Below are 22,612 nucleotides of genomic sequence, written 5' to 3'. Positions count from 1 at the left end.
TATGTCCTCAAACTTTCTTATTAACCTTTAAGCTGTGTTAATCTTTCTTTTTTCGTGCCTATCGTTGTTACTTGTATTCCAAAGTTACCATCTACAATAACTACTTCACCCTGTGCTATCACATGATTATCTACCAAAATATCCAACGGATCATTTGCCAATTGGTTTAATTCGATAACCGAGCCGATATCCATATTCAGTACATCTTTTAGCAACATTCTTTTTTTCCCGATTCTTACCTTTACAGGAAGTTTTACATCCATAATAAGAGCAATGTTTTTCATCTCTTCACTGCTCAAGGTAATATCTTCTTCACAATTTGATATTACATGTTCCGAAGTATCGGCACTGCTCGCATGGTCATGTGCATTTACTGTTTCTTTTGAAGATTCTGCTGGAAACAGGACATTTTTTAATTTTTCATCTATAATAAACATCAGTAATGAATGCACGGATTCCAGGTTAAACTTATATACATACATTCTGCTGAAAGCTTCGAGACTTACTTCATCATTATCGCCGACCAATTCTATATTTTCAATACTGAAAGACAATACAGGCAACTCTTTTTGAGCAGAGAGCGTATTTGCAATAGCACCAAAAATATTTGATACTATCTCTTTTGTAGCATCCATATCGTCTTCGCTTACATCTTCTCTCTCACTGGCTTCTTCACCCATCATCATATCTGAAAGTGATGCTGCCAGATTTGGTGGTAACGCTACCATTGCCTCTGCATCCACATCTCCGCTTACCTTGATTTTCACCAAAACAATAGGCGGAACAATGTTTGAAATGATGCTTAATTCCTGTTCTTCTTTTAACTCTAAAGTTGGAGCAGTTCCAATAAGTGCTTCAATAGTACCAACTGTTTCATCTTCAAATAGTTTTATAAAGTCACTCATTTTTTACTCCTCATATTTGTTTTCAAATTCCGTTTCACCTTCATGAATTATATCTTTAACCCCGGAAATTTTTTCGTGTCTTTGTTTTTCTAAATTCTCAAGTGCACGCTTGACGGTATCTTTTTCTGTTTCAATAATCTCTGTAATACTAATTGATTTTCTGAACCTCCGCAGTCCTATTTCACCACGAAATCTCTCTTTTCCATCTACTGCAACAGTCACAATGTCATCTGCAGCACTTGAGAGCCTGATTACATCACCGATTTTCAATTCAAGTATATCATGCATAGTTAAATCTGCATCACCCAAATTTGCTTCTACATTTACTTTTGCCCCACCGAGAAGAACCTTCAGCTCCATATTTCTGCTTTTTTTAGAACTTGTTTCGTTTAACATTAAATCACGGCTTGCAAGTTTTGGCAAAACAGGTTCCAATGAGATAACAGGATAGCATATATTCATCATACCGGAACTGTGCCCTATGATGATTTCCATTACCACCATAACAACAATTTCGTTTTGTGCAACAATTTGAACGACATTCGGAGAAGATTCTTTGGATTCTATTGCCGGATAAATTTCCATAACAGGAGCCCATGCCTCTTTTAGCGTGCTCATCATAACACGAAGTATTGTTTCAAACAGGCTGAGTTCTATATCTGAAAATTCCCGACTTGCATCGAAAGGTTCTCCTTTTCCTCCAAGCAATCTGTCAAGCATAGGAAAAGCAATGGAAGGATTGATTTCTATAATGCCGCTTCCCTCAAGAGGCTTCACCGAAAACACATTAAAACTTGTAGGGTTTGGCAAACTCATCAAAAATTCACCATAGGTCATCTGATCAACAGAGTGAAGCTGTATTTCAACAATAGAACGCATAATTGAAGATATCTGAGAAGCCAGACTTCTGGCCATTTTGTCATGAACACCGCGAAATGCACGAAGCTGCTCTTTTGAAACCCTGTTTGGACGTTTAAAATCATAGAGAGTTACCTGCCGTTGAGGCAAAAGAGCATCTTCATCACTCTCTAAGACATTTTCACCTTCATCTTCAACAACATCCAAAAGCGCATCGATTTCTTCCTGTGATAGTATATCTGCCATGTTATGCTCCTATACTCTCTTTAATTTTTTGGATTACAGACTTGTGAATTTGTGAGATACGGGACTCAGTTATATCTAAAATATCACTAATTTCTTTTAAAGTCAACTCTTCAAAGTAGTATAGCTGAATTATCATCTGTTCTCTCTCTTTATAAGAGGAAAGAACTTTTTTTATTACGCCAATCAACTCTTCTTTTTCAATTTGAACAAGCGCTGCACCCTCATCACCAATTTGCAACTGATCATGCAGAGGCATGACTGTATAAATATTTGAAGCGATGCGTGCTTCATGAACTTTTTCAATACTTTCGCCCAGTATATCTGCCAGTTCTTCATCACTCGGTTCTTCGTCATGTGTCAGCATATATTCCTGAACTGCATAATCTATAGCTTTTACAAGTTTACGGCTGGCACGGCTTAAAATATCCAGACTTCTCAAATAGTCAAGCATTGCACCATAAACTCTTTTTTTTGCATAGCCCCAAAAAGAGTCATTGAGCTTTTCATCATATCGCCTTGCCAGTTTTATAAGTTCTTCTGTCCCGATTGCTGAAAGATCACTAAAATCCACCGAACTTGGAAGCCGCTCTTTGAGCCGAAAAGCCATTGCTTTTACGGCAGGAAGATATTGCAGTGCCAGTTCATCTTCTTTGTGTTTGAGATCTTGAAGGTAGGCATTTTTTGTCATAATTTTTGTCCGGCTACATCTTCAGAGTTCATTTTGACAGCAATATCTGTAATTTTACACGCTGAGTCTATCAGTTTTTCTCTTTTGTTTATCTCTTTTACAAAAACATCTAGTTCTGTTTCATGGGTTTCCTTTGGAAAATTATAGGCTTTAACCGTTATTGTTCTGTAATAAAGGGCAACAATTACATGTGAAAAAAGATAAAAAAAGATGGTAATAAAAAATGTATAAAGTAATAGCCCTTCAGCATCAAAAGATTTTAACAACCCAAAGATTATTCCTACAAAAAACCCTTGAACAGTAAAAAAATAAACAAAGTTTTCACCAAACATAACTACCCCAAATAAGACTTAAAAATGATCCATTAATCTTTTAAACAGACCTGACAATCCACTTTCATTGGATGTAACCAGCACATTTCGTTCCAGCTTTTGTGTAATTTTACGCACAATTGCATCTATGTCTTTGCTCGGCTGTGATGCAGGATAAAGCATTCTAAAAAGTGCACGCTGCTTTACGGATGTTGAGACTTTTGCATCAGCATTCATTTTCCCAATCAACTGCAAATCCAGTTTTTCACCTATATTTGCCTTGGCAACTTTTTTAATTTTTTCAAAAACACCAAAAGCCTCTTTTTCATTTTTCACCTGATTCATTATCATAAATACATCATTTCTGAGTGTCGCAATTGTTTTAATCGTTGCATATGCATCGGTAATTGCTGCAGGATCGGGAACAGTTACAACAATTACATCATCTGCCGCATTTAAAAACATTTGAATATGCTCTCCAATCCCGGCTCCCGTATCTATAATCATTACATCAAGTTTGTTCAAAACCTGTGCTTCTTGCATAAATCTGTCAAACAGTGCCATATCGGAATATTTTAATATTTCATCACCACTCTCACCAGGAATCAGAATAAGATTACGGGTAATAGGAATTAAAATATCGCTAACCGTCGCCTCACCTTTGAGTACATGTAAAATGTTTTTTTTGATTTTTACATTAAACATAACATCCAGATTGGCCAGTCCTATATCTGCATCAAATATTCCCACATTCAAACCCTGCTGAGACAACGCGTAGGCAAGGTTTGAACTTATAGTACTTTTGCCTACCCCGCCTTTACCGCTTGTAATTGCGATAAAACGTGTTTTTTTTGATTTTTTCTTTTGGGAATTTGAAGCAACCAGTTCTTCAAGCTTTTGCGCCTGATTCCCAATCATACCTTACTCCTGTTAAATCCGTTCAGAAGACACTCAATTAAAAAATCACTGCTCGCACATACTAAATCTTCCGGTACTTCCTGACCTACAGAAAAATAACTTATCGGTTTTTTTGTTTCATAAGCCAGCGAAAAAATATTTCCAAAACCCATTGTCTCATCCAGCTTTGTAAACATCAGTGTATCTACACCCAGTGTTGAAAAACTGTCATAGGTCACTTTTAAGTCTTCATATTTAATTGAACTTGGCATTACCAGTACTACATCCACATTGTATTGCGTGTTGTTTGCATTCAGACACTCATATATTTTTTCAATTTTCACTCTGTCATAAGGACTCGATCCCATTGTATCAATCAATATATAGTCACAATATTTGAGAGATTCCAGAGCGCTTGAAAACTCCGGAGGGTCAACAACTGTTTCAATTCCAAGTTTCATCATTCGTGCATACTGCATCAACTGCTCGACTGCCCCTATACGATAGGTGTCAAGCACAACCAGTCCGACTTTGTACTTTTTTTCCATTAAAAAAGAGTATCTGGCAGCAAGTTTGGCAATAGAAGTTGTCTTTCCCACACCTGTTGGTCCGACAAGCATAATAACTTTTTTCGCACCTATATTAGGCAGTGTTTCTCTTCGGATAGGAACCATTTTTCGAAGTATTGTTTGAAAATACCTTTTTACGGTGGAAGAGTTTTCTCGCATTTTCAACGGCATATGTTCCAAAGTAACCTGCATAAGAGTATCCAGATGTTCCCTGTTCATTCCGCTTTGTGAGGCAAGACGATAAATTTCAGAAAATTCCGGCGGAATTTGACTTGAAAGATTTGGTGACTTTTCATCCCAAAACATATTTTGAATAATTTTTACCTTATCTGTCAGTTTATTGATTTCAGATTTTATCTCTTTTAGCTCTTTGGGTTCAACAGAAGCAGCTGTTTGTTGCAACGGTGAAGGCTGATATAGGTTCTCCAAAGGATCGGTCACATTTGAAATTTTAGAAATTTGTTGTGCCGCATTGGAAATATCAAAAAGTATTTCCCGACTCTCTTCTTTGAGCGGTTGCTGTTTGGAAAGCGGTTTTTTTGTTTTTTTATAAGTAGCCGGAATCATTTCTTCATCTATACCGATTACTATCTCATAGAGGGCTTCTCTGCCTAAAGCTTTTTTTTGAATCTCTTTGGTTTCAATGAGCATCCCCTCATCCCCAATTTCCATTTTTGCTTTTTTGAGTGCCTCTGACGGACTGCGCCCGGTAAATGTCAATATTTTCATCTACCAACACCTGACAAAGGTATCATTACACTTTCTCTTTGCGCATAAAAAGGATGTGGCACAATTAAATCTTGTGTATGTATTGTACGGTTATCAAAAAATATAATATCCAAATCTAGCGTCCTTGGTGCATTTTCAAAAGTTCTTTTTCTGCCAAATTTTTTTTCCAGTCTCAGTAAATAGCGTAAAAAAACTCTTGGCTGCATTGAAGTTTTTAAAACAAGTATTGAGTTGAAAAAATCATCCTGGTCTGTATAGCCAAAAGGAGGATTTTTTAAAATCAATGATGTTTTTACTACTGATACTCTTCTATCTTTTTGCAACACCACAAGAAGATGTTCAAATCTTCGACGTACATCTCCGACATTTCCACCAATACCTACAACAGTTTCATATCTATGCCGACTTTTTCCACGGGCAGTATAAGGGAAATGCAAGTTGTAAAAAGAGGTCAATCTTTTGTTTATCTTGCATTTTCTGTACATGTAAAGACTTAGGCCTGTTTCTGTGCTTGCGCCTGCGCTTCTTGGGCCGCTTTGATTTCGTTCATAATCTGAAGCATACCCATCATAGCCAAATGGTAGCCAAAAGGTCCGAAACCGACAACAGATGATGTGCAGACAGGTGCAATCATATTTTTTTGTCTAAATTCTTCACGTCGGTGAATATTGCTGATATGTACTTCTATGGTAGGCAGGCTTACGGCAGAAATCGCATCACGAATTGCAATAGAAGTATGTGTATAGGCAGCAGCATTGATAATCAATCCCTGTGCTTCACCGTAGCACTCCTGAATTTTATCTACAATTTCACCTTCGAGGTTGCTTTGAAAAAATTCTATTTCCACACCGTTTTGGGTTGCTACATCTTTCATCTGTGCATGAATCTGCTCTAACTTCATCGGACCGTAAATATTTTGTTCACGGATTCCGAGCATGTTTAAATTTGGACCTTGAATAACTACTATTTTCATTTTTACCCTTATTATGATGATTTATCTTCTGAAGAACTATTTTATCCAAACTAATATTAAAAAAAGTGTATAATTTGGAAAAAAGAAAAAAAGATGACAATACTCGTTCCCAATTATATTTTAACACCAGATATACTCCTTGCAGACAAGGCAATTGCATTTGACAAAACTATCCGCTGCATAGGTGTTTTAGAAGAACTGGAGCAGAAATTTCCAGAAGCAAAAATCATACAGTTGCAAAAAAATTCTCTGCTTATGCCCGGCCTTATCAATGCTCATGTACATGTAGAGTTCTCTGCCAATAAAAACCAGCTCAGTTACGGTGATTTCTTAAACTGGCTCTACAGTGTTATAGAAAATCGTGAAGACCTTATCGCAGGCTGTGACCTTACATGTATGGACAAAGCAATAGATGCCATGCTTACAAGCGGTATCACAACCTTTGGTGCCATAAGTTCTCATGCCATGGATCTTGAAGCATGTATAAACGCTCAACAGAATGTTGTATTTTTCAATGAACTTATCGGTTCACAGGCAGGGATGGCGGATGCTCTTTTTAGTGATTTTCTTGCGCGGCTAGATGCCTCAAAAGCTGTTCAAAGGGAAGGATTTTATCCTGCAGTTGCCATTCATTCCCCCTACTCTGTTCACCCGATTCTTATACAAAAAGCTCTCGAGATTGTTAAAAATGAAAATCTAAAACTTACGGCACATTTTATGGAAAGTGAAGCCGAACGCAACTGGCTTGATTCAAGCAGCGGTGATTTTAAGGAATTTTTTAAAACACTGCTCAAACAGGACAGAAGCATCAGTGATGCCAAAGAGTTTTTGAACTATTTTGACGGTTTTGAAGCACTGCTCACACATGCGGTCAAAACAAACGAAGAAGAGTTAGAAAAGATTGCCGAGCAGAATCACACTATCATTCACTGCCCTATATCCAACAGACTCCTTGGCAATCCTACACTCAATATCAAAAAACTAGATGAAAAAAAGATTCGCTGGATTGTTGCGACTGACGGTTTAAGCTCAAACTATCAGCTTGATCTGTTTGAAGAGATGAAAATTTCTCTTTTTATGCACAGTGATGCGCCTCTCTTGAAATTCGCAAAACAACTTATAAAAGGAGTCACCGTCCATGCCGCCCAGGCACTGGGACTCAATACGGGAGAAATTTTAGAAGGCAAAAATGCAGATATGCTTGTTCTTGACCTGGATGCCGAACCAAATGAAGAGTTAGCCATTCATTTAATACTGCATCGCTATAATATCTCAAAAGTTTTCATTAACGGAAAACTTGCAAAAGGAAATGAATAAATGGAATTACTGAAAAAGATATTTTCTCCCATCGCAGCAATTATGAACTATATCCAAAATCATTTCAAAGCCATGCTCTTTGTGCTGATTTTGATTTTACTCTTTGCTCCGGCAAGTGAAAAAGAGTTTACAAGCTATAATTTGGAAAAAATCAATCTCAGCGGTCCGATTATGGATGCCGGAGAAGTTGTACAAAAAATAAATAAAGCCGCAAACAACAGTGCTGTAAAAGGTGTCTTGCTCATTGTCGATTCTCCCGGTGGTGCCGTTTCACCTTCTGTCGAAATCGCGTATGCCATCAAAAGACTAAAAGAGCAAAAGCCTGTCATAGCCTATGCCAAAGGCACCATGGCAAGCGGAAGCTATTATGCAAGCATATGGGCTGATAAAATAATAGCAAACCCAGGCAGTATGATAGGCAGCATCGGTGTGATTATGCAGGGTGCCGATTTAAGCGGCATCATGCAAAAAATCGGTATCAAAACACAGGTAGTAAAAGCCGGACGCTACAAACAGATAGGCACACCTGACCGGCCATGGAAAAAGTATGAAGTCGCTGAGTTAAACAAGGTCATTCAAGGAACATATGATATGTTTACGAAAGATGTTGCCGATGCAAGACATTTGGATTTTAACAAAAGAGACACTTATGCAAATGCCCATATATTTACGGCAGTACAGGCAAAAAAAGTCGGTCTCATTGACAATATCGGGGTTGAATATGATGCAAAAAACGCCTTGGCAAAGCTAAGCGGTGTTTTGCATCCTGTATGGAACAAAGAAGACAAGTTTGACAAACTGCTCAAAAAACTCTCCGCCTCAACGGCTGTAATATTAAATACCTACTTCCCTGATCTGATTTTAAAATAAGTTACAGAGTTTACAACTCCGTAACTTCGACGACTTCTTCTAAGTTTTCAAAAATTCTTTTTACTCTCTCTTGCCATAATTCACCAAAATGTTTGATTTCTTCAGGACTGGCTGCTCCGCTTGTCAATTTTTGCATTAACGGCATCATATTCGGTGAAGCCGGTACCGTCGAAGGATTATAATTTACATCTACACTTTTTCCCGTATCTGCTCTTGTAAATCTTGCAGATGCGTCTATATTTGCATTGAAAAACATCAAAGAATGGCGGGCAAACTGTCCGTTTAATCCTTTAAATCCGCTTTTTTCCGTTGCACCTGTAATATGCGAAACAACATTGCCTATCACTCCGGCAACGCCCTCTTCTACAGACTCTTTAAACTCTACTTTTATAGTACCGCGCACGGCTCGCTGATTTGGATATAAAGCTTTTAAAGCCTCGCTTGTCATAATGTAAGCACCGGCAACTGTCGGACAGGAGTGTCCTGCTGCTTTGACAACTTCTAAGTATGTTATTTCATATTCTCCGTTTTCAAAAGCGCCTAAAACCTGCGCCAAAGGGTCTTTGAGTGGTATACTTTGTACGGCATCAAAAAATTGTGGATAATTCATCTGATTTTTTCCTTTTTTAAGACTTTTGCACTGACTATGTATGTGTCACTCTGAGCTTCAAATACATCATCTACATTGAGTGAAGACAAATCCACTACCTGTGAATTCTTTACAATCTGTGCAAAGCCTTTTTTATTTTTGTATTTTGGATTATTGGATTCTAGCATTTTTTGCAGGTTTAAAAGTTGATTTTGCGCAATATTTAACACGCTCTGAATTGTTTGCGGAAATCGTTGCTGTAATGAATCCACTTCTTTTTTATAATTTTGCAGACGAAAGGTAATTGCCTGCGCAAAATCTTTTTGCAGTTTTTTAATCTCATCAACGCGATATTGTAATTTTTTTTCCACTGAATGTTGGAGATAAGAGTTCTTTACATGTAACAGTTCTTGCTGTAGATTATATACTTTATGGGTTATTTTTTGGGTTAACTGTGTTGATAAAGAGTCTAAATACTGATAGAGTTCATTGGTGTCAGGCAGTATCATCTCCATAGCAGCACTGGGTGTCGGGGCACGCAGGTCTGCCACAAAATCACTGATTACCCAGTCAATTTCATGCCCGACAGCCGAGACTACCGGTGTTTTTGCATGAAAAAGAGCATCAGCAACACTTTCTTCATTAAATGCCCACAAATCTTCAATACTTCCGCCGCCGCGACCTATGACTATAATATCATACCCTTTTGTATCGGCGATTTTGAGAGCATTTACTATAGAAAATGCAGCACCTTCGCCTTGAACAAGCACATCATAGACATCAATTTTCAAAAGTCTGTATCGTGAATTTGCTACGCGCAGCATATCTTGCAGTGCTGCACCGGTCCCTGAAGTAATCAGAGCAATGCGAGATGGAAATTTCGGAAGTTCTTTTTTTCTCTCTGGAGCGAAATAGCCTTGCGCAGAGAGCTTTTGTTTGAGCTGTTCATATGCCAATGCCAAAGCCCCTTGTCCGGCAGGCTCAATGGAAAAACAGTTAATTTGATAACTTCCGCGCGGTTTATAGAGTGTCACAGCTCCATCTATGATAACCTTCATCCCCTCTTCAAGACGAAATCTCAGCTTTGAAGCATTTCCCCGAAACATCACACAGCTTACAGCCGAGTCTTTGTCTTTGAGTGTAAAATAGATATGTCCTGAGTTGTGAAAAGTAATGCGAGAGAGTTCACCCTCGACAAAAACACGTTCAAAGGTGCTTTCAAGAACAGTTTTTATCTGTTCGTTGAGTGCTGAAACGCTGAGTGTATGCATATTATATTCCATTTTCAAGGTAAGCTTTTTCTTCTGTAAAGCGTCATAAAAAGAACTTTTTCAAATGCCTCATCTACACTAAATAAATTACCATCTTTTATATTTTGAAGTGATTTTTTAATATCTTCTTTTATTTGATTATTTTTGCTCGTTATGAGACACTCTTCATCTTTTTGATATACCTCAGAAATAATTAGCTTTAGATTATTTCTTGTATAAGAGTAGTTTACAGCTTGCATAATCAATCCTTTACAAAATTGTACAATATTTTGTACTATTTTACAACTCTATAAAATGACTGTATATACAACCTGATACGGCTACACTTATTCATACTCAGAACATTTAGCAATTCTGAGATAAAATATCAGTATGAATAAGGATAAAAAGAAGATGAAAAACAGTAAATACACCAGAGAATTTCGAGATTCAAGTGTGCAGTTAGTGATGAGTTCAAATGAATCAACAGCAAAGATTGCCAAAGATTTAGATGTTAATGAAAAAACGCTTTATAATTGGGTTAGAGAGTATAAAAAAGCCAATAATATTCCCATAGCACCAAGAGGTGGATTTACAAGAAGCAACAGCATTAAAGAAACCGCAGAAGAGGAAAATAAACGCCTGCGTGCAGAGAACAAACTCCTCAAGCAGGAACGTGACATTCTAAAAAAGGCAACAGCGTATTTTGCAAAAGAAACTCTGTAAAATACGCATGGATACAAGAACACTCAAACGAGTTTCAAATAGCAGTGATGTGTAGGATACTTCAAGTCGATAAAGCAAGTTATTACCACTGGATAAAGCAAGGATGCCAGATGCAACAGATAGATAAAAAACTTAATGAACTCATTGAAATTATCTTTATGCAGGGAAGATAGAACTACGGTACCCGACGAATTAAAGATAAACTGGTACAAAGGTATGGATTTGTTGTTTCTCGTCGTCGCATAGGGCGTATAATGCGTGAACTGGGGCTTGTTGCAAAGACGAAAAAACGCTATAGAATCAATACAACAAACTCAAATCACAACTTACCTGTTGCACCAAATATTTTAAACAGAGATTTTTATGCTTCTTATCCTGATGAGAAATATGTTGGAGATATAACTTATATTCCAACAAATGAAGGCTGGCTATATTTAGCGACTGTAATGGATTTATACTCCCGTCGCATTGTTGGTTGGTCAATGGATGACACGATGAAAGTATCACTTGTAAATGATGCCTTAAATATGGCACTCACTGCAAGAAAACCAGCAAAAGGTTTGATTTGGCATACTGATCGAGGTAGTCAATATGCTTCATACTCTCACAAGGATTTATTACAACAACATGGCATAATTCAGAGTATGTCACGCAAAGGGAACTGTTGGGATAACGCGGTGGCAGAAAGCTTTTTTCATACACTAAAAACAGAACTCATTTATCATGAGATTTTCGAGACAAAAGCACAAGCTAATCAGGCTATATTCGAGTATATCGAAGTTTATTATAACCGACAGAGAATGCACTCTGCAAATGGAAATCTATCACCTGTCGAGTTTGAAGAAAAAATGATGTTACAAGTTGAAACAGCAGCTTAGAATCTTTATGGATAAGTATGAAATAGGGTTGACACATCAACCCAGACAAAAGTCTGGGAGAGAAAGGAGAAATTTGACTTATTTAGCAGTTAGTTTACTGCAAGTACCTTTTTTCGCCATATCAAGTTCTGAAATAGCTTTTTTTGCTTCATCTTCATTTATCTGTTCTAAATCAGCACCGCCAACAAAAGCACCCATTTTGATATACTGTCTAATAAAATAATTCTTTCCAGCTTTTGTATTAATCACAAGTTGGTTTGGTGAAAATTCTGACTCTGTTGAAATTATATGCATCTTGTTACCTTTTACATCTTGATAAAAGAAAACTTTAGGCGCCGATTCGCCAAGACATTTGTTATCAATCCAAATATCTTTTTTTAAAGCACCTCCAAATACAGAATCCCTATAGACGTATATTCCAGCTTTCCCTGCAGGAGGAGGAGTAAATTGTTTAGCATTTTGTGAAGCTTCTTTCGGTTCTAGCGGTACAGTACTACATCCGACCATAAATATTGTCACTACTGCAAAAGTTAAATATTCAATTTTAGAATGCATAGTTTACACCAATGTAGGGCTTCACTCCTGAACCAGTTGTAGACCAAGTATAAGCACCAATTGTAACATCTTGCCATTTTCTACCAACATAATCTACTCCAGCAATAAGATATACATTTTCTAGTGCTTTATATGAAACACCCACACCAGCATTAAATGAAACTTCTGAAATAGATGAATCTGAATATCCATCTACACTCATAGATCCAACACCTAAGCCAATTTTTACATATGGGTAAAGATTTTTTACACTCTCAAGCGTAAATTCTTTAATTGTATCCCCGCCAAATTCAATCAGTGTTTTATGCGTGGCATCAAATATTGTCTCATTATAAGATATACGAGAAAGCCTTAATTGCCCTTTCCAGTCACCATCTTTTCCAGTACCGATTTTAACACTAAAATCTTTATATTTGTTTTTCCAACTACCACTTGAAGCACCCGTTACCTTATCTGTATTTGAATTCACTCCAAAATCAATACCTACATACATGCCCGCCATTGCACTTGTTGCACCCAATACCAGCAATGATGCTAAAACAAAACTTTTTTTCATATTTCTTCCTTGTAAATTTTTACTTCACACTAAAATATAAATAATCATCAATTTTTAATACTAACAACTATTTATCCTATAGGATAAAGACTTTTAGATTGTATCTCTATAAAGTTTAAATATTAATTAACTCTATAGGATAAATAATATGAAAAATGAATTTAGTAATACAATTGATGAAGAAATAGAAGACTTTTATAAAAGAATATCAAAAAATGTGAAATTTTTTAGAATTAACAAAGGAGTAACGCAGCTAGATTTAGCTTTAGATATAGGGATAAAGTCTGTTGCTTTTTATTCAAATTGTGAAAATAATAAGTACAATAAACATTTCAACCTAGAACATTTATATAAAATCGCGAAGGCTTTACAAATCAATATATGTGATTTAATAAGTGTGTAAAAACTAACCCGACAAAAGTTTCACTACCATTAATTTAAGAAAAAAACTTAATATTTCCTTGGAATTTAGGTTTTAAACGCTAAAGTGTAACTTAGAAATACAAAGCCCGCACTGAAGTACGGGTTCCAAAAAATTTGCATAACTTCAGGGCATTAAAACAAAAGTTTAGATTTTAAATAGTAACTACTTTTTACGAGCAATAAGCAGTGTTGAAATATCCATGGAAAAACTTTGGGTGTGGAGCATTTCAAAACCTGCATTCTCCAGTTCTTTTTGCATGCCCTGTATGGTTACAAAGTTCTCAATAGAGTCCGGTAAGTAGGTGTAAGCTTCCAAATTTTTGGAAATTACACCGCCCACATAGGGAAGAATTTTGTGCATGTAAATATCGCGGATTTTTTTAAGAATGTTTTTGTTCTCATCTTTCATAAATTCTAAAATGACAACAAGTCCCTCTTTTTTAAGGACACGATTAAATTCATCAAATGCTTCTTGACGCTCAACAACATTGCGAATGCCGTAGGTGATACTTAAAAAATCTGCACTTGCATCTTCAAGAGGAATTTGGGTTGCTTTTGCAATGTGATACGAAAAATCTGGAAATTTTTTACGGGCAACATCGACCATACCGTTGGATGGATCAACACCTACAAATTCACTGATATTGACACCGGATTTTTGCGACTGTTTCTTCCAGTAACCCATCATATCTCCGGTACCGCAGGCAACATCTACAATTTTATCAATACTTTTTTTGCCGTAATACTCAAAAGCCAAATCGCAGGCTTTTTTGCGCCATGAAATATCCACACCCATGCTCATAACACGGTTTGCCGTATCATACGTTGCTGCGATGTCATCAAACATAGAGACGATTTTTTCTTGTTTCACATCACCTTTTTGGTCTAAAATGCTCATAAATTCATATCCTTCTTTTCATCCACAATATTATATCTTCTGCTTCTTTGCCTGCATTTAAAATATCAAATTTATCTTCAATATTTTTAAAACCTTCTTTTCCGCCAAAATTAGGAGCAAGATAGCATAAATAATAATCAACAATATCACGGCTGAGTTCGTACATTTTTTCACTTCCCTCTATCATAATATTTTTATAGTTTTTGAGCACTGAAAAATCACTTGCTATAGTTACTTTTCGATTTGGCACACTAAAAAGAGGAATGGTTCTGTCAAAATCTTTTTCACGTGAAAGTATTAAAATATCAGGTGCTTTTCCATTCACAAGTCTCGCATCAAGTGTCGGTCTGTCACTGCGGACCGTATTGCCGCCGATGACGAGCAGATCACATACATTACGCATAGCATGGACATTTTTTCTTGATGCCTCAGAACTTACAATTCCCCCATCTGTTGTGCCGTTAAGCCTTTGTGCCCATTTAAAAAAAACAAATCGCTCATTCATAAATTGTAAAAATGGGAAAAGTAAATCTTCACATCTTTTTTTTTCTACATGTAAGCTTACATGTAACTCGCTCTTTGCTATGATTTCATTGCCTTTGGCTGCAACGGCATTTATGTCTTCTGTCCCGATATAAATATTTTGGATACCGAGCTGTGCTATTAAATTTGCACATGAGGGTGTTTTTCCTACATGAGAACAAGGCTCTAAGGTAGAGTAAAGAGAGCAGTTTTTAAAAATATTTTTATGGTTTTTGAGTAAAAAGCTATGAATTTTTTCAGAGTCGTGAAGTTTGAGTATTGCTTTGTTTTGAGTAAGTTTATAATATGCAGATTTAAGAGCGTTTACTTCAGCATGAGGCTCACCCGCTTTATGATGTGATTCAACCGCTAAAATTTCACCGTGTTCGCCTCTTACAGTGCAACCGACTGCAGGGTTGGGATAGGTTAATCCTTGGTATTTCCAAGCCTCGTTTATTGCGAGGCTCATATAAAAATTATGATCTATTTCCATTCAAAATAAGTTTTTGCTTTTTTTATGGCATTAAAATCAACTTCGTGCATCTCTCCATCTTTTTCAATAAAGATTTTACTTCCCTCAACCTTGACAAGTTTCCCTTTGAGTTTTTCTTTTTCATCTAAAAGTAATGAAACATTTTCACCAAGAGATTTTTTAAAATGCTCAAGCGTCGTCAGTTTTCGCTCAATTCCCGGACTGCCCACTTCTAATCTGTATTCACCGGAAACAGGAGGAGTGACATCAAGCAACGGTGAAATTAAATGTGTTAACTCTACGCACTCATCAAGACTGACCCCTTTGCGTTTGCCGTTTTCTATTTCGGAAGAAATGACGCTTACCCTGAAAATTGTTTCATCATTTTCATTCACAACAACCGTGTCATAAAGTTCCAAATCTACTGATTTGACTACGGATTCTATATCACCTTGCAAACTCATGATGCTTCTCCTTTATGCTCTTTGGCTATTTTTTTAAACAAATCTTCAATATTTTGAGATTTTTTCAACTGTTCGTCAAATTCAAATGCCAGTTTTGGGCATCTGTACCACCCCTGGTCTTTCAAACAAAAATCTTCTACCAAAGGGCGGGCTTTTCTTAACTGCTTCAGGTAGGCTCTCTTTTCTTCTTCGCTGAAATTACTCGGGTCAATATAAACTTTTGCGTCGCTTCTTCCTCGGGAACATTTCACTTCAATGACACTGAGTTCATGCAAACGGTTGTCATTGAGCTGGCTGAGTGCTTCGGGAATAAGTTCGGCTAAAAGAGCTTCCGTTCTTTTCAGCTTTATCTGTGCTTCATTCATTTGTCTTCTTTACAGGGATACTTTTTGTTCGACTTTTTTGAATGTTTCAATCACATCACCGACTTTTACATCATCATAGTTAGAGATAATCACACCACATTCATAGCCGTTTCCGATTTCTTCAACATCATCTTTAAAGCGTTTGAGTGATACAAGCTCACCCTCGTATGCAACAACACCTTCACGAATAACACGCACAAGTCCGCCGCGAATCAGTTTGCCGTCAACTACAAGACATCCTGCAACCATCCCTTTTGGTGATTTAAAGACATCTTTTACTTCTGCCTGACCTGTATTTTCTTCTGTAAATTTCGGTGCCATCATACCTGTAAGCATTCCAGTCATATCATCAAGAAGCTGATAAATAATCGAGTATGTTCTGATATCTACATTTCTCTGTTTTGCAAGTGCTTTTACCGAACCTGTCGGACGGACATTAAAACCTAACAACACACAGTTCTCAGAGTTGCTTACCAGTTCGACATCACTCTCTGTAATACCGCCGACACCGCTTGAAATAACATCAATTTTCACTTCGTCATTTCTGAGTTCTGTCAATGAACTTCTAATCGCTTCAAGTGAACCGTGGACATCCGTTTTAAGAACTACTTTAAGAGATTTGAGTTTGCCTTCTGCAATCATAGAAGTCATATCTTCCAATGTAGATTTCGTTGATTTCGAAAGCTCTTTGTTTCTCTCATATTCATAACGTTTCTGTGCATACTCTTTGGCTTCTTTATCGCTGTTCATTGCCATCATAATTTCACCGGCTGCAGGAACTTCATTCAGACCCACAACGACTGCTGTATGTGATGGTCCGACCTCTTTAATCTGTTTGCCGTTCTCATTGATAAGAGCTTTCACACGACCGTACGAACTGCCACAGACTACATTGTTACCGACTTTTAAAGTTCCGTTTTGCACAATGACAGTCGCAACAGGACCGCGTCCTTTTTCCAGAGATGATTCAACAACTGCTGCTTTTGCCGGTGCTTCAGGGTTTGCTTTGAGTTCTAAGACCTCTGCAGTCAGAAGAATGTTTTCAAGTAAATCATCAATGCCCATACCTGTTTTTGCAGATACAGGAACAAATTCTACGTCCCCGCCCCAGTCAACAGGAGAAATTCCGTGTTCGGCCATTTGACCTTTTACCAGATCAGGGTTTGCCGTCTCTTTATCCATTTTATTGAGAGCCACAATAATCGGTACACCTGAATCTTTGGCAATTTTTATGACTTCAAGTGTTTGCGGTTTCACACCGTCATCAGCAGCAACAACAATAATAACAATATCTGTAATATCCGTACCACGTTGACGCATAGAACTAAAAGCAGCGTGTCCCGGTGTATCTATGAATGTAATTGCTTTGCCTTTTTGTTCAATCGTATAGGCGCCTATATGCTGTGTAATTCCACCGGCTTCACCTTGCGTTACTTTTGCTTTTCGTATAGAGTCAAGCAATGAAGTCTTACCATGATCAACATGTCCCATAATTGTTATAATAGGCGGTCTTTCAACAGCGTTAGGATCCTCTTCTCCAGTTTCCTGAACATAATTAAATTCATCTTTAGGATCAATGACAGTCACTTCAACGCCAAACTCTTCAGAAAGTATTTCAATTTCATCTGCGCCCAAAAAGTCGTTTTTCGTCATCATCATACCCAGATCAAAAAGGACTTTTATAATGTCTGACATCGGACGTTTTAGTTTTTCGGCAAACTCATAGACGCGAATATCTTCAGGAATTTCCACATGTGTGACAATTTCCTCTTCATGAGATGCTTTTGCATATTTTTTTCTTTTGTCACGAGAAACTTTTCTTCCGCGCGGTGCCTGTTTTTTGTTTGCATTTCTACCGGCCGGTTTCGGCGCTCTTGGTTTTCTAGGTTCTTCCGGAGCTATTGGAGCGCGTTCTGTTGCATTTAAATCCAACAATGTTACCTGATCATCCATATCCATGGATACTTCAGCTAATGAACCACCAAAAATATCAAGTTTTTTTCCTTGGTCTTTTTTTGATGTCGGTGCCTGTTTTGTAGTAGATTTCTTTTTACGAGCCAGTTCTTCAAGTGCTTCTGCGCTCATTTTTCCATAAGAAGATACTGATGCCTGTTTTTGAGGCATACTGTATGTTTCTTCAACTTTTGGTTTTTTCTTTTTAACAATCTTTAAACCTGATTTTTTAATAGCAGGTCTGAGTGATGGCGACACAACCTTTAATGTAGTTTTCTTTACCTCTTTTTTCGGTGCTTCTTCTTTTTTGAGTGTTTTTTCTTCAACACTTTTCTCTTTTTCTTCTGCACTTTCAGCTTTTGTCTCTTTTTCAACTTCAGCTTCTTTTTGGACTTCGGTCTGGGTTTTGGCTGTACTTTGTTGTTCGGTTGCAGCTTCTTCTTGTGCTACAGGTCTCTCTTGTTCATCTTTTTTTGTTTCTTCAGGAGTATCATCATTAACTTTTTTAGATGTCTTTTTTACAACTTTTGGTTTTTGCGCTTCAGCAGTATCATCACCATTCATTATGTAATTTGCTAAACTTTCTGCTTGTTCCATTGTTACTACACTCTGTGCAGATTTCACTTCAAGACCCATTTTTTTTGCTTTTTCTAAAACATCTTTAGAAGCTATTCCCAGCTCTTTTGCAATTTCGTGTACTCTAACTTTTTCTATCATCAGTGATGATCTCCTTTAATTTATTCATAAGTTTATCTTTATCTGGGCTTTTGCATTGACGCATTAAAGCTCGAAGAAGTTTTTTCTCTTCTTTTAGACAACTTTGACATAAATAAAAACTTCTTTTCGTCCCGTCAAATGCTGTCAATTCACCATTAAAACATTGCAGTCTCAATAGATTACATTGCGGTTCTCTTATTCTGCAAGAAACGCACATTCTCGTTGGTTGATGAAATTTTTTTGCCATTATATCTAAATCTTACTTTATTTAATAGAGTTATCGCTCTATTATAAGCCCATCATTATCAAAATTCAAAACTTTTACATTAAAGTCAGGAAATTTCTGCTTCATTCTGTTGGCAATCATCGCAGAATCTTCATCATAAACAAGTGAAAAAAATGTAGAACCGCTCCCTGAAAGGGTACTCATCAATGCTCCGCTTTCATAGGCTACCTTTTGTACAGAAAAAAGTTCCGGCAGTGTTTTCATTCTTGCTTTTTGATGAAATCTGTCCTGTGCTGCAAGTTTCAGCATTTCCCAGTCTTCATTAAAAAATGCAGCTACAGTCAAGGCTGCATGAGAAAGGTTGTAAACCGCATTCTCTTTCGAATAGGATTTAGGAAGCACGGTCCTGGATTTTGAGGTATTCATCTGCTTGTTCGGAATGACAACTACAGCTTTGAGATAATCCGGCAGATGTTTTTTTTGAGAAAACACTTTGTTTTTTTCAACTGTTGCAACATTAAATCCACCCATCACAGCAGGTGTTATATTGTCAGGGTGCGACTCATACACAAGTGCGTGATTTAATATACGGCGTTTTGAAACCCTTATACCCGCCGCTTCATGCGCAGAAGCAATCGCTGACACTATGACAGCAGAAGAGCTTCCAAGTCCACGGGACATTGGAATTTGATTGTAAAATGTAAATTTGAAATTTTGTTTGTTTTTTGTCAATCTTGAATAATGATCATTAAAAATACTGATAAAAAGATTGTTTCCTTTGAGTCTCGGGTTGTTTTCACCCTCACCTTTTATACTCACACTGAAAAATTTCGAGGGATGAAACTCAACTCTGTTTCTCAAATCTACTGCCAAACCCAGAGTATCAAAACCTGGTCCGAGGTTTGCAGATGTTGCCGGTACACTTATTGTCACTGATTATCCTATCCAACTGCACCTATCATATAAAGGGGCGCTGTATTTGTGCTAAACTCTTTATAATCCAACACATCCGGCAATATAAAATCTGCCTGCGGTGCTGTTTCTATTTTTTGAGTTTTTATCTCTTGGTTAATTTTAACAAAATATAGCTTTCCAATCGCTTTGATAGGCTGATTTTTATTAAAATAAAAAGCATCTGTTGCAAAAAGCGGTATTTTTTTTAATATACTCAGTGATTTTAGAAATATATAGGCTACTTTGATGGACATAAAACTTCCCGGTCCATTGGCATACAAAAGTTTTTTCACACTATATTTGTCAAATATCTCTTTATAGATTAAAGGCAGGGCATCCGAACTTTTTTCATGGCTCTGTATCGTTTCTATAAGTCTATTCTTTGCATATATACCAATAAGAATCGGTGAACCCAATGCTATACATAAAATATCAACCTTAGGCATAGGCTTTTTCTAACTCTCTGGTTTTTTCACCGACAAGTTCTACCACTTCATAATTGTCGGCATCTTTAAGCAGAGCCAGTGTCAATTTATGATTGAGATCATGACTTCCTGCCAATGCTTCGTAATTTCCTATGAAATTCATTCCAATCAGACTCATATCTCCAATTGCATCTAAAATTTTATGCCGTACAAACTCATCACTGAATCGTAAACCTTCAGGGTTAAGTATTTTTTTATCATCCAAAACCACTGCATTTTCCAGTGAGCCTCCCAAAGCAAGTCCTTTTGAACGCAAGTACTGTACTTCATGTAAAAATCCGAATGTTCTTGCACGGGCAATCTCATTTTTATAACTTTCTTTGGTAAATTTCAATACATACGCCTGTGTCTGAATAACAGGATGAGGAAATTTAATGGTAAAGTCATAGTTCAAATCAGGAGAAGGAGAAAGTTTTACATATTTTTCCCCTTCTTTTATCTCTACTTCTTTTTTAATCATCATTACTTTTTTTGGAATATCGAGTTCCTGTATGCCCGCTTCATCCAAAAGCATACAAAAACTTGCACTGCTCCCGTCCATCACGGGTACTTCATCCGCATCAACAACAACACGAAGATTGTCAATGCCGTATGCATATACCGCGGACAAAAGATGTTCTATTGTAGAAATAACATAATTGTCTTTGCCTATAACTGTCGCCATTTTCGTATCAACAACATTCGCAGGAACCAAGGGAATAGAAACATCCACATCACTTCTATAGAACACAATACCGCTGTTTGACTCCAGAGGTTCTAATCGTAAGCGCACAGGAGAACCTTTATGCAAGCCTATCCCGACAAGCTCCACACTTTTTTTGATTGTTGTTTGATACATCTGTTATCCTTTATTTGCCATCAATGATTTTTTTAGCACTCTTAATAATATCATTAATATTAAGTTTTATCCACTTTTTGTCCATCCACTCTTGAGGACGGACTTCTATACCTTGCACCAATACACCAAAATGTAAATGATCTCCCATCGCATAACCGGTTTTTCCTGTTTTTGCAATAACACTGTTTGGTGCTACCTCATCACCCGCGGAGACCTCCAGACTTGAGCAGTGTCCGTAGAGAGTATAAAGCCCCAATCCGTGTGCAATAACAGGTGAATTCCCATACAGTCCGTTATAATCTGCAAATACTACATTCCCGCCGTTTTGAGTACGTACAGGAGCCATTGCATGACTGGCCATATCCAAACCCAAATGGTAGGCTTCGCTGATAAACCGACCTTTATAGTAGTATTTTCTATGATCTCCAAAGTATGCCACAACCTTTCCGTTTTTCAAAGGATACATTTTTTTAATTTTAAAATCACTGATCATTTCCTGTGGAACATCTGACGTGAGTTTATGTATCAACGCCTCATTTTTTTCTCGTATATTTTCATTAATAATTTTAAATCTTTCCAGAGGATCCTCTACTCCCTGAGTCTCATCAAATTCTTCAGCCAGTTCGGCAATTTTTCCGTTTAAAAACTTATCGGAAATTGTAATTTTTGAAAGCCTGTATGTTTTGTTTTTCAAATAAAGCGGAACATAGGTTTTTCTTACATTTCCCGCAGAATCTTTTGCTACAACTGTTGCTTTGAAACCTTCATCCTGCACAGGCCAGGCAAGCAAAGCTATATAATATCCCTCTTTATAAAAAGGTTCTACCTTAAAATGTTTATTGTGATTTGATTTTATGTACAACTCTTTTAAGTTTTCATCTTCCGCTTTAAAAATCACAAGGGCCGCACCTCCCCGGGATATTTTATACGAATTGTTCACAATGTTTACCTGCGGTCTTTTTTTGTCAATTCTCAGTTTAAAAGATTTTACCGCCGTATTGCCATTTAAAAAATTCCATTTACTCGCATCCTGTGCCTGTACAATAATTTCAATATTTTTGTCTTTGATTGCTGAAGCACCTCTTGGCGGTTCCAATTTCAAACTAACTGCTTTTTCGGGATACAGCAGTTGATTGTATAACAACTCACTCTCACCATTTTTGGTTCGTAAAATAACTTTATATGATTTGATACCGCTCTCATCTTCTATCTGTAACGGCAATGGCTTCTTGAGATTCCAGTAACCATTTGTCTGCAGTGTAATTACAGGGGCATTTCTTTCAAACATTGCAGAAAAATAGACATATGCTCCTGCGCCTATAAGAAGGGCCGTTATAAAAAATCCGCCAACCGAAGATCTGTTTTTTTTGTTTCTCAA

The 22,612-nt window shown here is 37.0% G+C and carries 27 protein-coding genes and 1 pseudogene; 5 read left to right on the top strand and 23 right to left on the bottom strand.

Annotation, left to right across the window (positions count from 1 at the left end; genetic code table 11):
- Positions 1–20 precede the first annotated feature (20 nt).
- From fliY to aroQ, 8 genes are read right to left on the bottom strand one after another with little or no spacing between them, the layout of a single operon-like run.
- Positions 21–905: a flagellar motor switch protein FliY gene (fliY, locus tag MLC52_RS03715; RefSeq protein WP_151900774.1), complete on the bottom strand. Its 885-nt coding sequence runs from the start codon at positions 903–905 to the stop codon at positions 21–23.
- A 3-nt stretch (positions 906–908) separates the two neighbouring features.
- On the bottom strand, positions 909–2,009 hold the full coding sequence (gene fliM, locus MLC52_RS03710; protein WP_151900775.1) for a flagellar motor switch protein FliM: 1,101 nt from the start codon (positions 2,007–2,009) through the stop codon (positions 909–911).
- A 1-nt stretch (position 2,010) separates the two neighbouring features.
- On the bottom strand, positions 2,011–2,697 hold the full coding sequence (locus MLC52_RS03705; RefSeq protein ID WP_151900776.1) for an RNA polymerase sigma factor FliA: 687 nt from the start codon (positions 2,695–2,697) through the stop codon (positions 2,011–2,013).
- The gene (locus tag MLC52_RS03700) at positions 2,694–3,029 is read right to left on the bottom strand and encodes a hypothetical protein (RefSeq protein WP_151900777.1); all 336 of its coding nucleotides are present in this window, start codon (positions 3,027–3,029) and stop codon (positions 2,694–2,696) included. Before MLC52_RS03700 ends, MLC52_RS03705 begins: the two co-directional genes overlap by 4 nt.
- Positions 3,030–3,047: 18 nt before the next feature.
- Positions 3,048–3,926 carry a MinD/ParA family protein gene (locus MLC52_RS03695; RefSeq protein WP_151900778.1) on the bottom strand — a complete coding sequence of 293 codons (879 nt, stop codon included), beginning with the start codon at positions 3,924–3,926 and terminating at the stop codon, positions 3,048–3,050.
- Complete coding sequence (gene flhF, locus MLC52_RS03690; RefSeq protein WP_346389562.1) at positions 3,923–5,203, bottom strand: flagellar biosynthesis protein FlhF; 1,281 nt, start codon at positions 5,201–5,203, stop codon at positions 3,923–3,925. Before flhF ends, MLC52_RS03695 begins: the two co-directional genes overlap by 4 nt.
- The gene (gene folK / locus MLC52_RS03685; protein WP_346389561.1) at positions 5,200–5,688 is read right to left on the bottom strand and encodes a 2-amino-4-hydroxy-6-hydroxymethyldihydropteridine diphosphokinase; all 489 of its coding nucleotides are present in this window, start codon (positions 5,686–5,688) and stop codon (positions 5,200–5,202) included. Before folK ends, flhF begins: the two co-directional genes overlap by 4 nt.
- A gap of 8 nt (positions 5,689–5,696) precedes the next feature.
- Positions 5,697–6,176: a type II 3-dehydroquinate dehydratase gene (gene aroQ, locus MLC52_RS03680; protein ID WP_151900781.1), complete on the bottom strand. Its 480-nt coding sequence runs from the start codon at positions 6,174–6,176 to the stop codon at positions 5,697–5,699.
- A 93-nt stretch (positions 6,177–6,269) separates the two neighbouring features.
- Between aroQ and mqnF the strand changes: the two genes are divergently transcribed.
- Positions 6,270–7,493 (top strand): aminofutalosine deaminase family hydrolase, encoded by a 1,224-nt coding sequence (gene mqnF / locus MLC52_RS03675; protein ID WP_434581353.1) that lies wholly within the window; start codon positions 6,270–6,272, stop codon positions 7,491–7,493.
- Positions 7,494–8,363, top strand: coding sequence for a signal peptide peptidase SppA (sppA, locus tag MLC52_RS03670; protein ID WP_346389559.1), 870 nt, complete (start codon positions 7,494–7,496; stop codon positions 8,361–8,363).
- Positions 8,364–8,373: 10 nt separating this feature from the next.
- Here sppA and MLC52_RS03665 read toward each other — a convergent pair whose 3' ends face one another.
- The 3 genes from MLC52_RS03665 to MLC52_RS03655 are packed head-to-tail and all read right to left on the bottom strand — an operon-like array spanning position 8,374 to position 10,462.
- Positions 8,374–8,973 (bottom strand): FmdE family protein, encoded by a 600-nt coding sequence (locus MLC52_RS03665; protein WP_434581352.1) that lies wholly within the window; start codon positions 8,971–8,973, stop codon positions 8,374–8,376.
- Positions 8,970–10,223, bottom strand: coding sequence for an exodeoxyribonuclease VII large subunit (gene xseA, locus MLC52_RS03660; protein WP_346389557.1), 1,254 nt, complete (start codon positions 10,221–10,223; stop codon positions 8,970–8,972). Before xseA ends, MLC52_RS03665 begins: the two co-directional genes overlap by 4 nt.
- 14 nt (positions 10,224–10,237) lie before the next feature.
- Positions 10,238–10,462: a hypothetical protein gene (locus MLC52_RS03655; protein ID WP_434581351.1), complete on the bottom strand. Its 225-nt coding sequence runs from the start codon at positions 10,460–10,462 to the stop codon at positions 10,238–10,240.
- A 133-nt stretch (positions 10,463–10,595) separates the two neighbouring features.
- On the opposite strand from MLC52_RS03655, the gene MLC52_RS03650 reads away from it, so the two are divergent.
- On the top strand, positions 10,596–10,928 hold the full coding sequence (locus MLC52_RS03650) for a transposase (RefSeq protein WP_434581350.1): 333 nt from the start codon (positions 10,596–10,598) through the stop codon (positions 10,926–10,928).
- A gap of 185 nt (positions 10,929–11,113) precedes the next feature.
- Positions 11,114–11,806: pseudogene (locus MLC52_RS03645) on the top strand (IS3 family transposase); the annotation flags it as partial.
- Positions 11,807–11,884: 78 nt separating this feature from the next.
- On the opposite strand, the gene MLC52_RS03640 reads toward MLC52_RS03645, so the two are convergent.
- The gene (locus MLC52_RS03640; RefSeq protein WP_434581349.1) at positions 11,885–12,361 is read right to left on the bottom strand and encodes a DUF2846 domain-containing protein; all 477 of its coding nucleotides are present in this window, start codon (positions 12,359–12,361) and stop codon (positions 11,885–11,887) included.
- Complete coding sequence (locus tag MLC52_RS03635; protein ID WP_434581347.1) at positions 12,351–12,917, bottom strand: hypothetical protein; 567 nt, start codon at positions 12,915–12,917, stop codon at positions 12,351–12,353. Before MLC52_RS03635 ends, MLC52_RS03640 begins: the two co-directional genes overlap by 11 nt.
- 148 nt (positions 12,918–13,065) lie before the next feature.
- Between MLC52_RS03635 and MLC52_RS03630 the strand changes: the two genes are divergently transcribed.
- The gene (locus tag MLC52_RS03630; RefSeq protein ID WP_434581346.1) at positions 13,066–13,320 is read left to right on the top strand and encodes a helix-turn-helix domain-containing protein; all 255 of its coding nucleotides are present in this window, start codon (positions 13,066–13,068) and stop codon (positions 13,318–13,320) included.
- 183 nt (positions 13,321–13,503) lie between these two features.
- Here the strand turns inward: MLC52_RS03630 and ubiE are convergent, their stop codons facing one another.
- Genes ubiE through MLC52_RS03580 form a run of 10 tightly spaced genes read right to left on the bottom strand, consistent with a single transcriptional unit; the run spans position 13,504 to position 22,612 of the window.
- Positions 13,504–14,238: a bifunctional demethylmenaquinone methyltransferase/2-methoxy-6-polyprenyl-1,4-benzoquinol methylase UbiE gene (ubiE, locus tag MLC52_RS03625; protein WP_434581345.1), complete on the bottom strand. Its 735-nt coding sequence runs from the start codon at positions 14,236–14,238 to the stop codon at positions 13,504–13,506.
- Between the two features lie 4 nt (positions 14,239–14,242).
- Entirely contained in the window at positions 14,243–15,229 is a 987-nt protein-coding gene (gene ribD / locus MLC52_RS03620; RefSeq protein ID WP_434581344.1) for a bifunctional diaminohydroxyphosphoribosylaminopyrimidine deaminase/5-amino-6-(5-phosphoribosylamino)uracil reductase RibD, read from the bottom strand.
- Positions 15,230–15,243: 14 nt separating this feature from the next.
- Positions 15,244–15,696 carry a ribosome maturation factor gene (locus MLC52_RS03615; RefSeq protein ID WP_434581343.1) on the bottom strand — a complete coding sequence of 151 codons (453 nt, stop codon included), beginning with the start codon at positions 15,694–15,696 and terminating at the stop codon, positions 15,244–15,246.
- Positions 15,693–16,061, bottom strand: a complete 369-nt coding sequence (gene rbfA, locus MLC52_RS03610; protein ID WP_346389552.1) for a 30S ribosome-binding factor RbfA — start codon at positions 16,059–16,061, stop codon at positions 15,693–15,695. The genes MLC52_RS03615 and rbfA overlap by 4 nt, the downstream gene beginning before the upstream one ends.
- Before the next feature lie 9 nt (positions 16,062–16,070).
- Positions 16,071–18,731 carry a translation initiation factor IF-2 gene (infB, locus tag MLC52_RS03605; protein ID WP_434581342.1) on the bottom strand — a complete coding sequence of 887 codons (2,661 nt, stop codon included), beginning with the start codon at positions 18,729–18,731 and terminating at the stop codon, positions 16,071–16,073.
- Complete coding sequence (locus MLC52_RS03600; protein WP_151900792.1) at positions 18,715–18,978, bottom strand: DUF448 domain-containing protein; 264 nt, start codon at positions 18,976–18,978, stop codon at positions 18,715–18,717. The genes infB and MLC52_RS03600 overlap by 17 nt, the downstream gene beginning before the upstream one ends.
- A 30-nt stretch (positions 18,979–19,008) precedes the next feature.
- The gene (thrB, locus tag MLC52_RS03595) at positions 19,009–19,890 is read right to left on the bottom strand and encodes a homoserine kinase (protein ID WP_226068627.1); all 882 of its coding nucleotides are present in this window, start codon (positions 19,888–19,890) and stop codon (positions 19,009–19,011) included.
- 8 nt (positions 19,891–19,898) lie between these two features.
- Positions 19,899–20,357, bottom strand: a complete 459-nt coding sequence (locus MLC52_RS03590; protein ID WP_434581341.1) for a hypothetical protein — start codon at positions 20,355–20,357, stop codon at positions 19,899–19,901.
- Positions 20,350–21,234, bottom strand: a complete 885-nt coding sequence (lpxC, locus tag MLC52_RS03585) for a UDP-3-O-acyl-N-acetylglucosamine deacetylase (RefSeq protein WP_151900795.1) — start codon at positions 21,232–21,234, stop codon at positions 20,350–20,352. The genes MLC52_RS03590 and lpxC overlap by 8 nt, the downstream gene beginning before the upstream one ends.
- A gap of 10 nt (positions 21,235–21,244) precedes the next feature.
- On the bottom strand, positions 21,245–22,612 hold the full coding sequence (locus MLC52_RS03580) for a M23 family metallopeptidase (protein WP_151900796.1): 1,368 nt from the start codon (positions 22,610–22,612) through the stop codon (positions 21,245–21,247).

It is taken from the genome of Sulfurimonas sp. NW15 (genome assembly GCF_051132285.1).
Taxonomy (GTDB): Bacteria; Campylobacterota; Campylobacteria; order Campylobacterales; family Sulfurimonadaceae; genus Sulfurimonas; species Sulfurimonas hydrogeniphila.
Note: the sequence above shows the minus strand (reverse complement) of the source record. Positions and strands in the feature narration are given on the sequence as shown.

Coding starts and splice junctions, on each gene's coding strand:
- infB (WP_434581342.1), bottom strand. CDS start 18,731: ATGATAGAAAAAGTTAGAGTACACGAAATTGCAAAAGAGCTGGGAATA.
- lpxC (WP_151900795.1), bottom strand. CDS start 21,234: ATGTATCAAACAACAATCAAAAAAAGTGTGGAGCTTGTCGGGATAGGC.
- MLC52_RS03700 (WP_151900777.1), bottom strand. CDS start 3,029: ATGTTTGGTGAAAACTTTGTTTATTTTTTTACTGTTCAAGGGTTTTTT.
- MLC52_RS03695 (WP_151900778.1), bottom strand. CDS start 3,926: ATGATTGGGAATCAGGCGCAAAAGCTTGAAGAACTGGTTGCTTCAAAT.
- MLC52_RS03665 (WP_434581352.1), bottom strand. CDS start 8,973: ATGAATTATCCACAATTTTTTGATGCCGTACAAAGTATACCACTCAAA.
- MLC52_RS03635 (WP_434581347.1), bottom strand. CDS start 12,917: ATGAAAAAAAGTTTTGTTTTAGCATCATTGCTGGTATTGGGTGCAACA.
- MLC52_RS03590 (WP_434581341.1), bottom strand. CDS start 20,357: ATGCCTAAGGTTGATATTTTATGTATAGCATTGGGTTCACCGATTCTT.
- MLC52_RS03615 (WP_434581343.1), bottom strand. CDS start 15,696: ATGAGTTTGCAAGGTGATATAGAATCCGTAGTCAAATCAGTAGATTTG.
- sppA (WP_346389559.1), top strand. CDS start 7,494: ATGGAATTACTGAAAAAGATATTTTCTCCCATCGCAGCAATTATGAAC.
- fliY (WP_151900774.1), bottom strand. CDS start 905: ATGAGTGACTTTATAAAACTATTTGAAGATGAAACAGTTGGTACTATT.
- MLC52_RS03640 (WP_434581349.1), bottom strand. CDS start 12,361: ATGCATTCTAAAATTGAATATTTAACTTTTGCAGTAGTGACAATATTT.
- flhF (WP_346389562.1), bottom strand. CDS start 5,203: ATGAAAATATTGACATTTACCGGGCGCAGTCCGTCAGAGGCACTCAAA.
- folK (WP_346389561.1), bottom strand. CDS start 5,688: ATGTACAGAAAATGCAAGATAAACAAAAGATTGACCTCTTTTTACAAC.
- mqnF (WP_434581353.1), top strand. CDS start 6,270: ATGACAATACTCGTTCCCAATTATATTTTAACACCAGATATACTCCTT.
- MLC52_RS03630 (WP_434581346.1), top strand. CDS start 13,066: ATGAAAAATGAATTTAGTAATACAATTGATGAAGAAATAGAAGACTTT.
- MLC52_RS03650 (WP_434581350.1), top strand. CDS start 10,596: ATGAATAAGGATAAAAAGAAGATGAAAAACAGTAAATACACCAGAGAA.
- aroQ (WP_151900781.1), bottom strand. CDS start 6,176: ATGAAAATAGTAGTTATTCAAGGTCCAAATTTAAACATGCTCGGAATC.
- MLC52_RS03705 (WP_151900776.1), bottom strand. CDS start 2,697: ATGACAAAAAATGCCTACCTTCAAGATCTCAAACACAAAGAAGATGAA.
- MLC52_RS03600 (WP_151900792.1), bottom strand. CDS start 18,978: ATGGCAAAAAAATTTCATCAACCAACGAGAATGTGCGTTTCTTGCAGA.
- rbfA (WP_346389552.1), bottom strand. CDS start 16,061: ATGAATGAAGCACAGATAAAGCTGAAAAGAACGGAAGCTCTTTTAGCC.
- fliM (WP_151900775.1), bottom strand. CDS start 2,009: ATGGCAGATATACTATCACAGGAAGAAATCGATGCGCTTTTGGATGTT.
- xseA (WP_346389557.1), bottom strand. CDS start 10,223: ATGCATACACTCAGCGTTTCAGCACTCAACGAACAGATAAAAACTGTT.
- MLC52_RS03655 (WP_434581351.1), bottom strand. CDS start 10,462: ATGCAAGCTGTAAACTACTCTTATACAAGAAATAATCTAAAGCTAATT.
- ubiE (WP_434581345.1), bottom strand. CDS start 14,238: ATGAGCATTTTAGACCAAAAAGGTGATGTGAAACAAGAAAAAATCGTC.
- ribD (WP_434581344.1), bottom strand. CDS start 15,229: ATGAGCCTCGCAATAAACGAGGCTTGGAAATACCAAGGATTAACCTAT.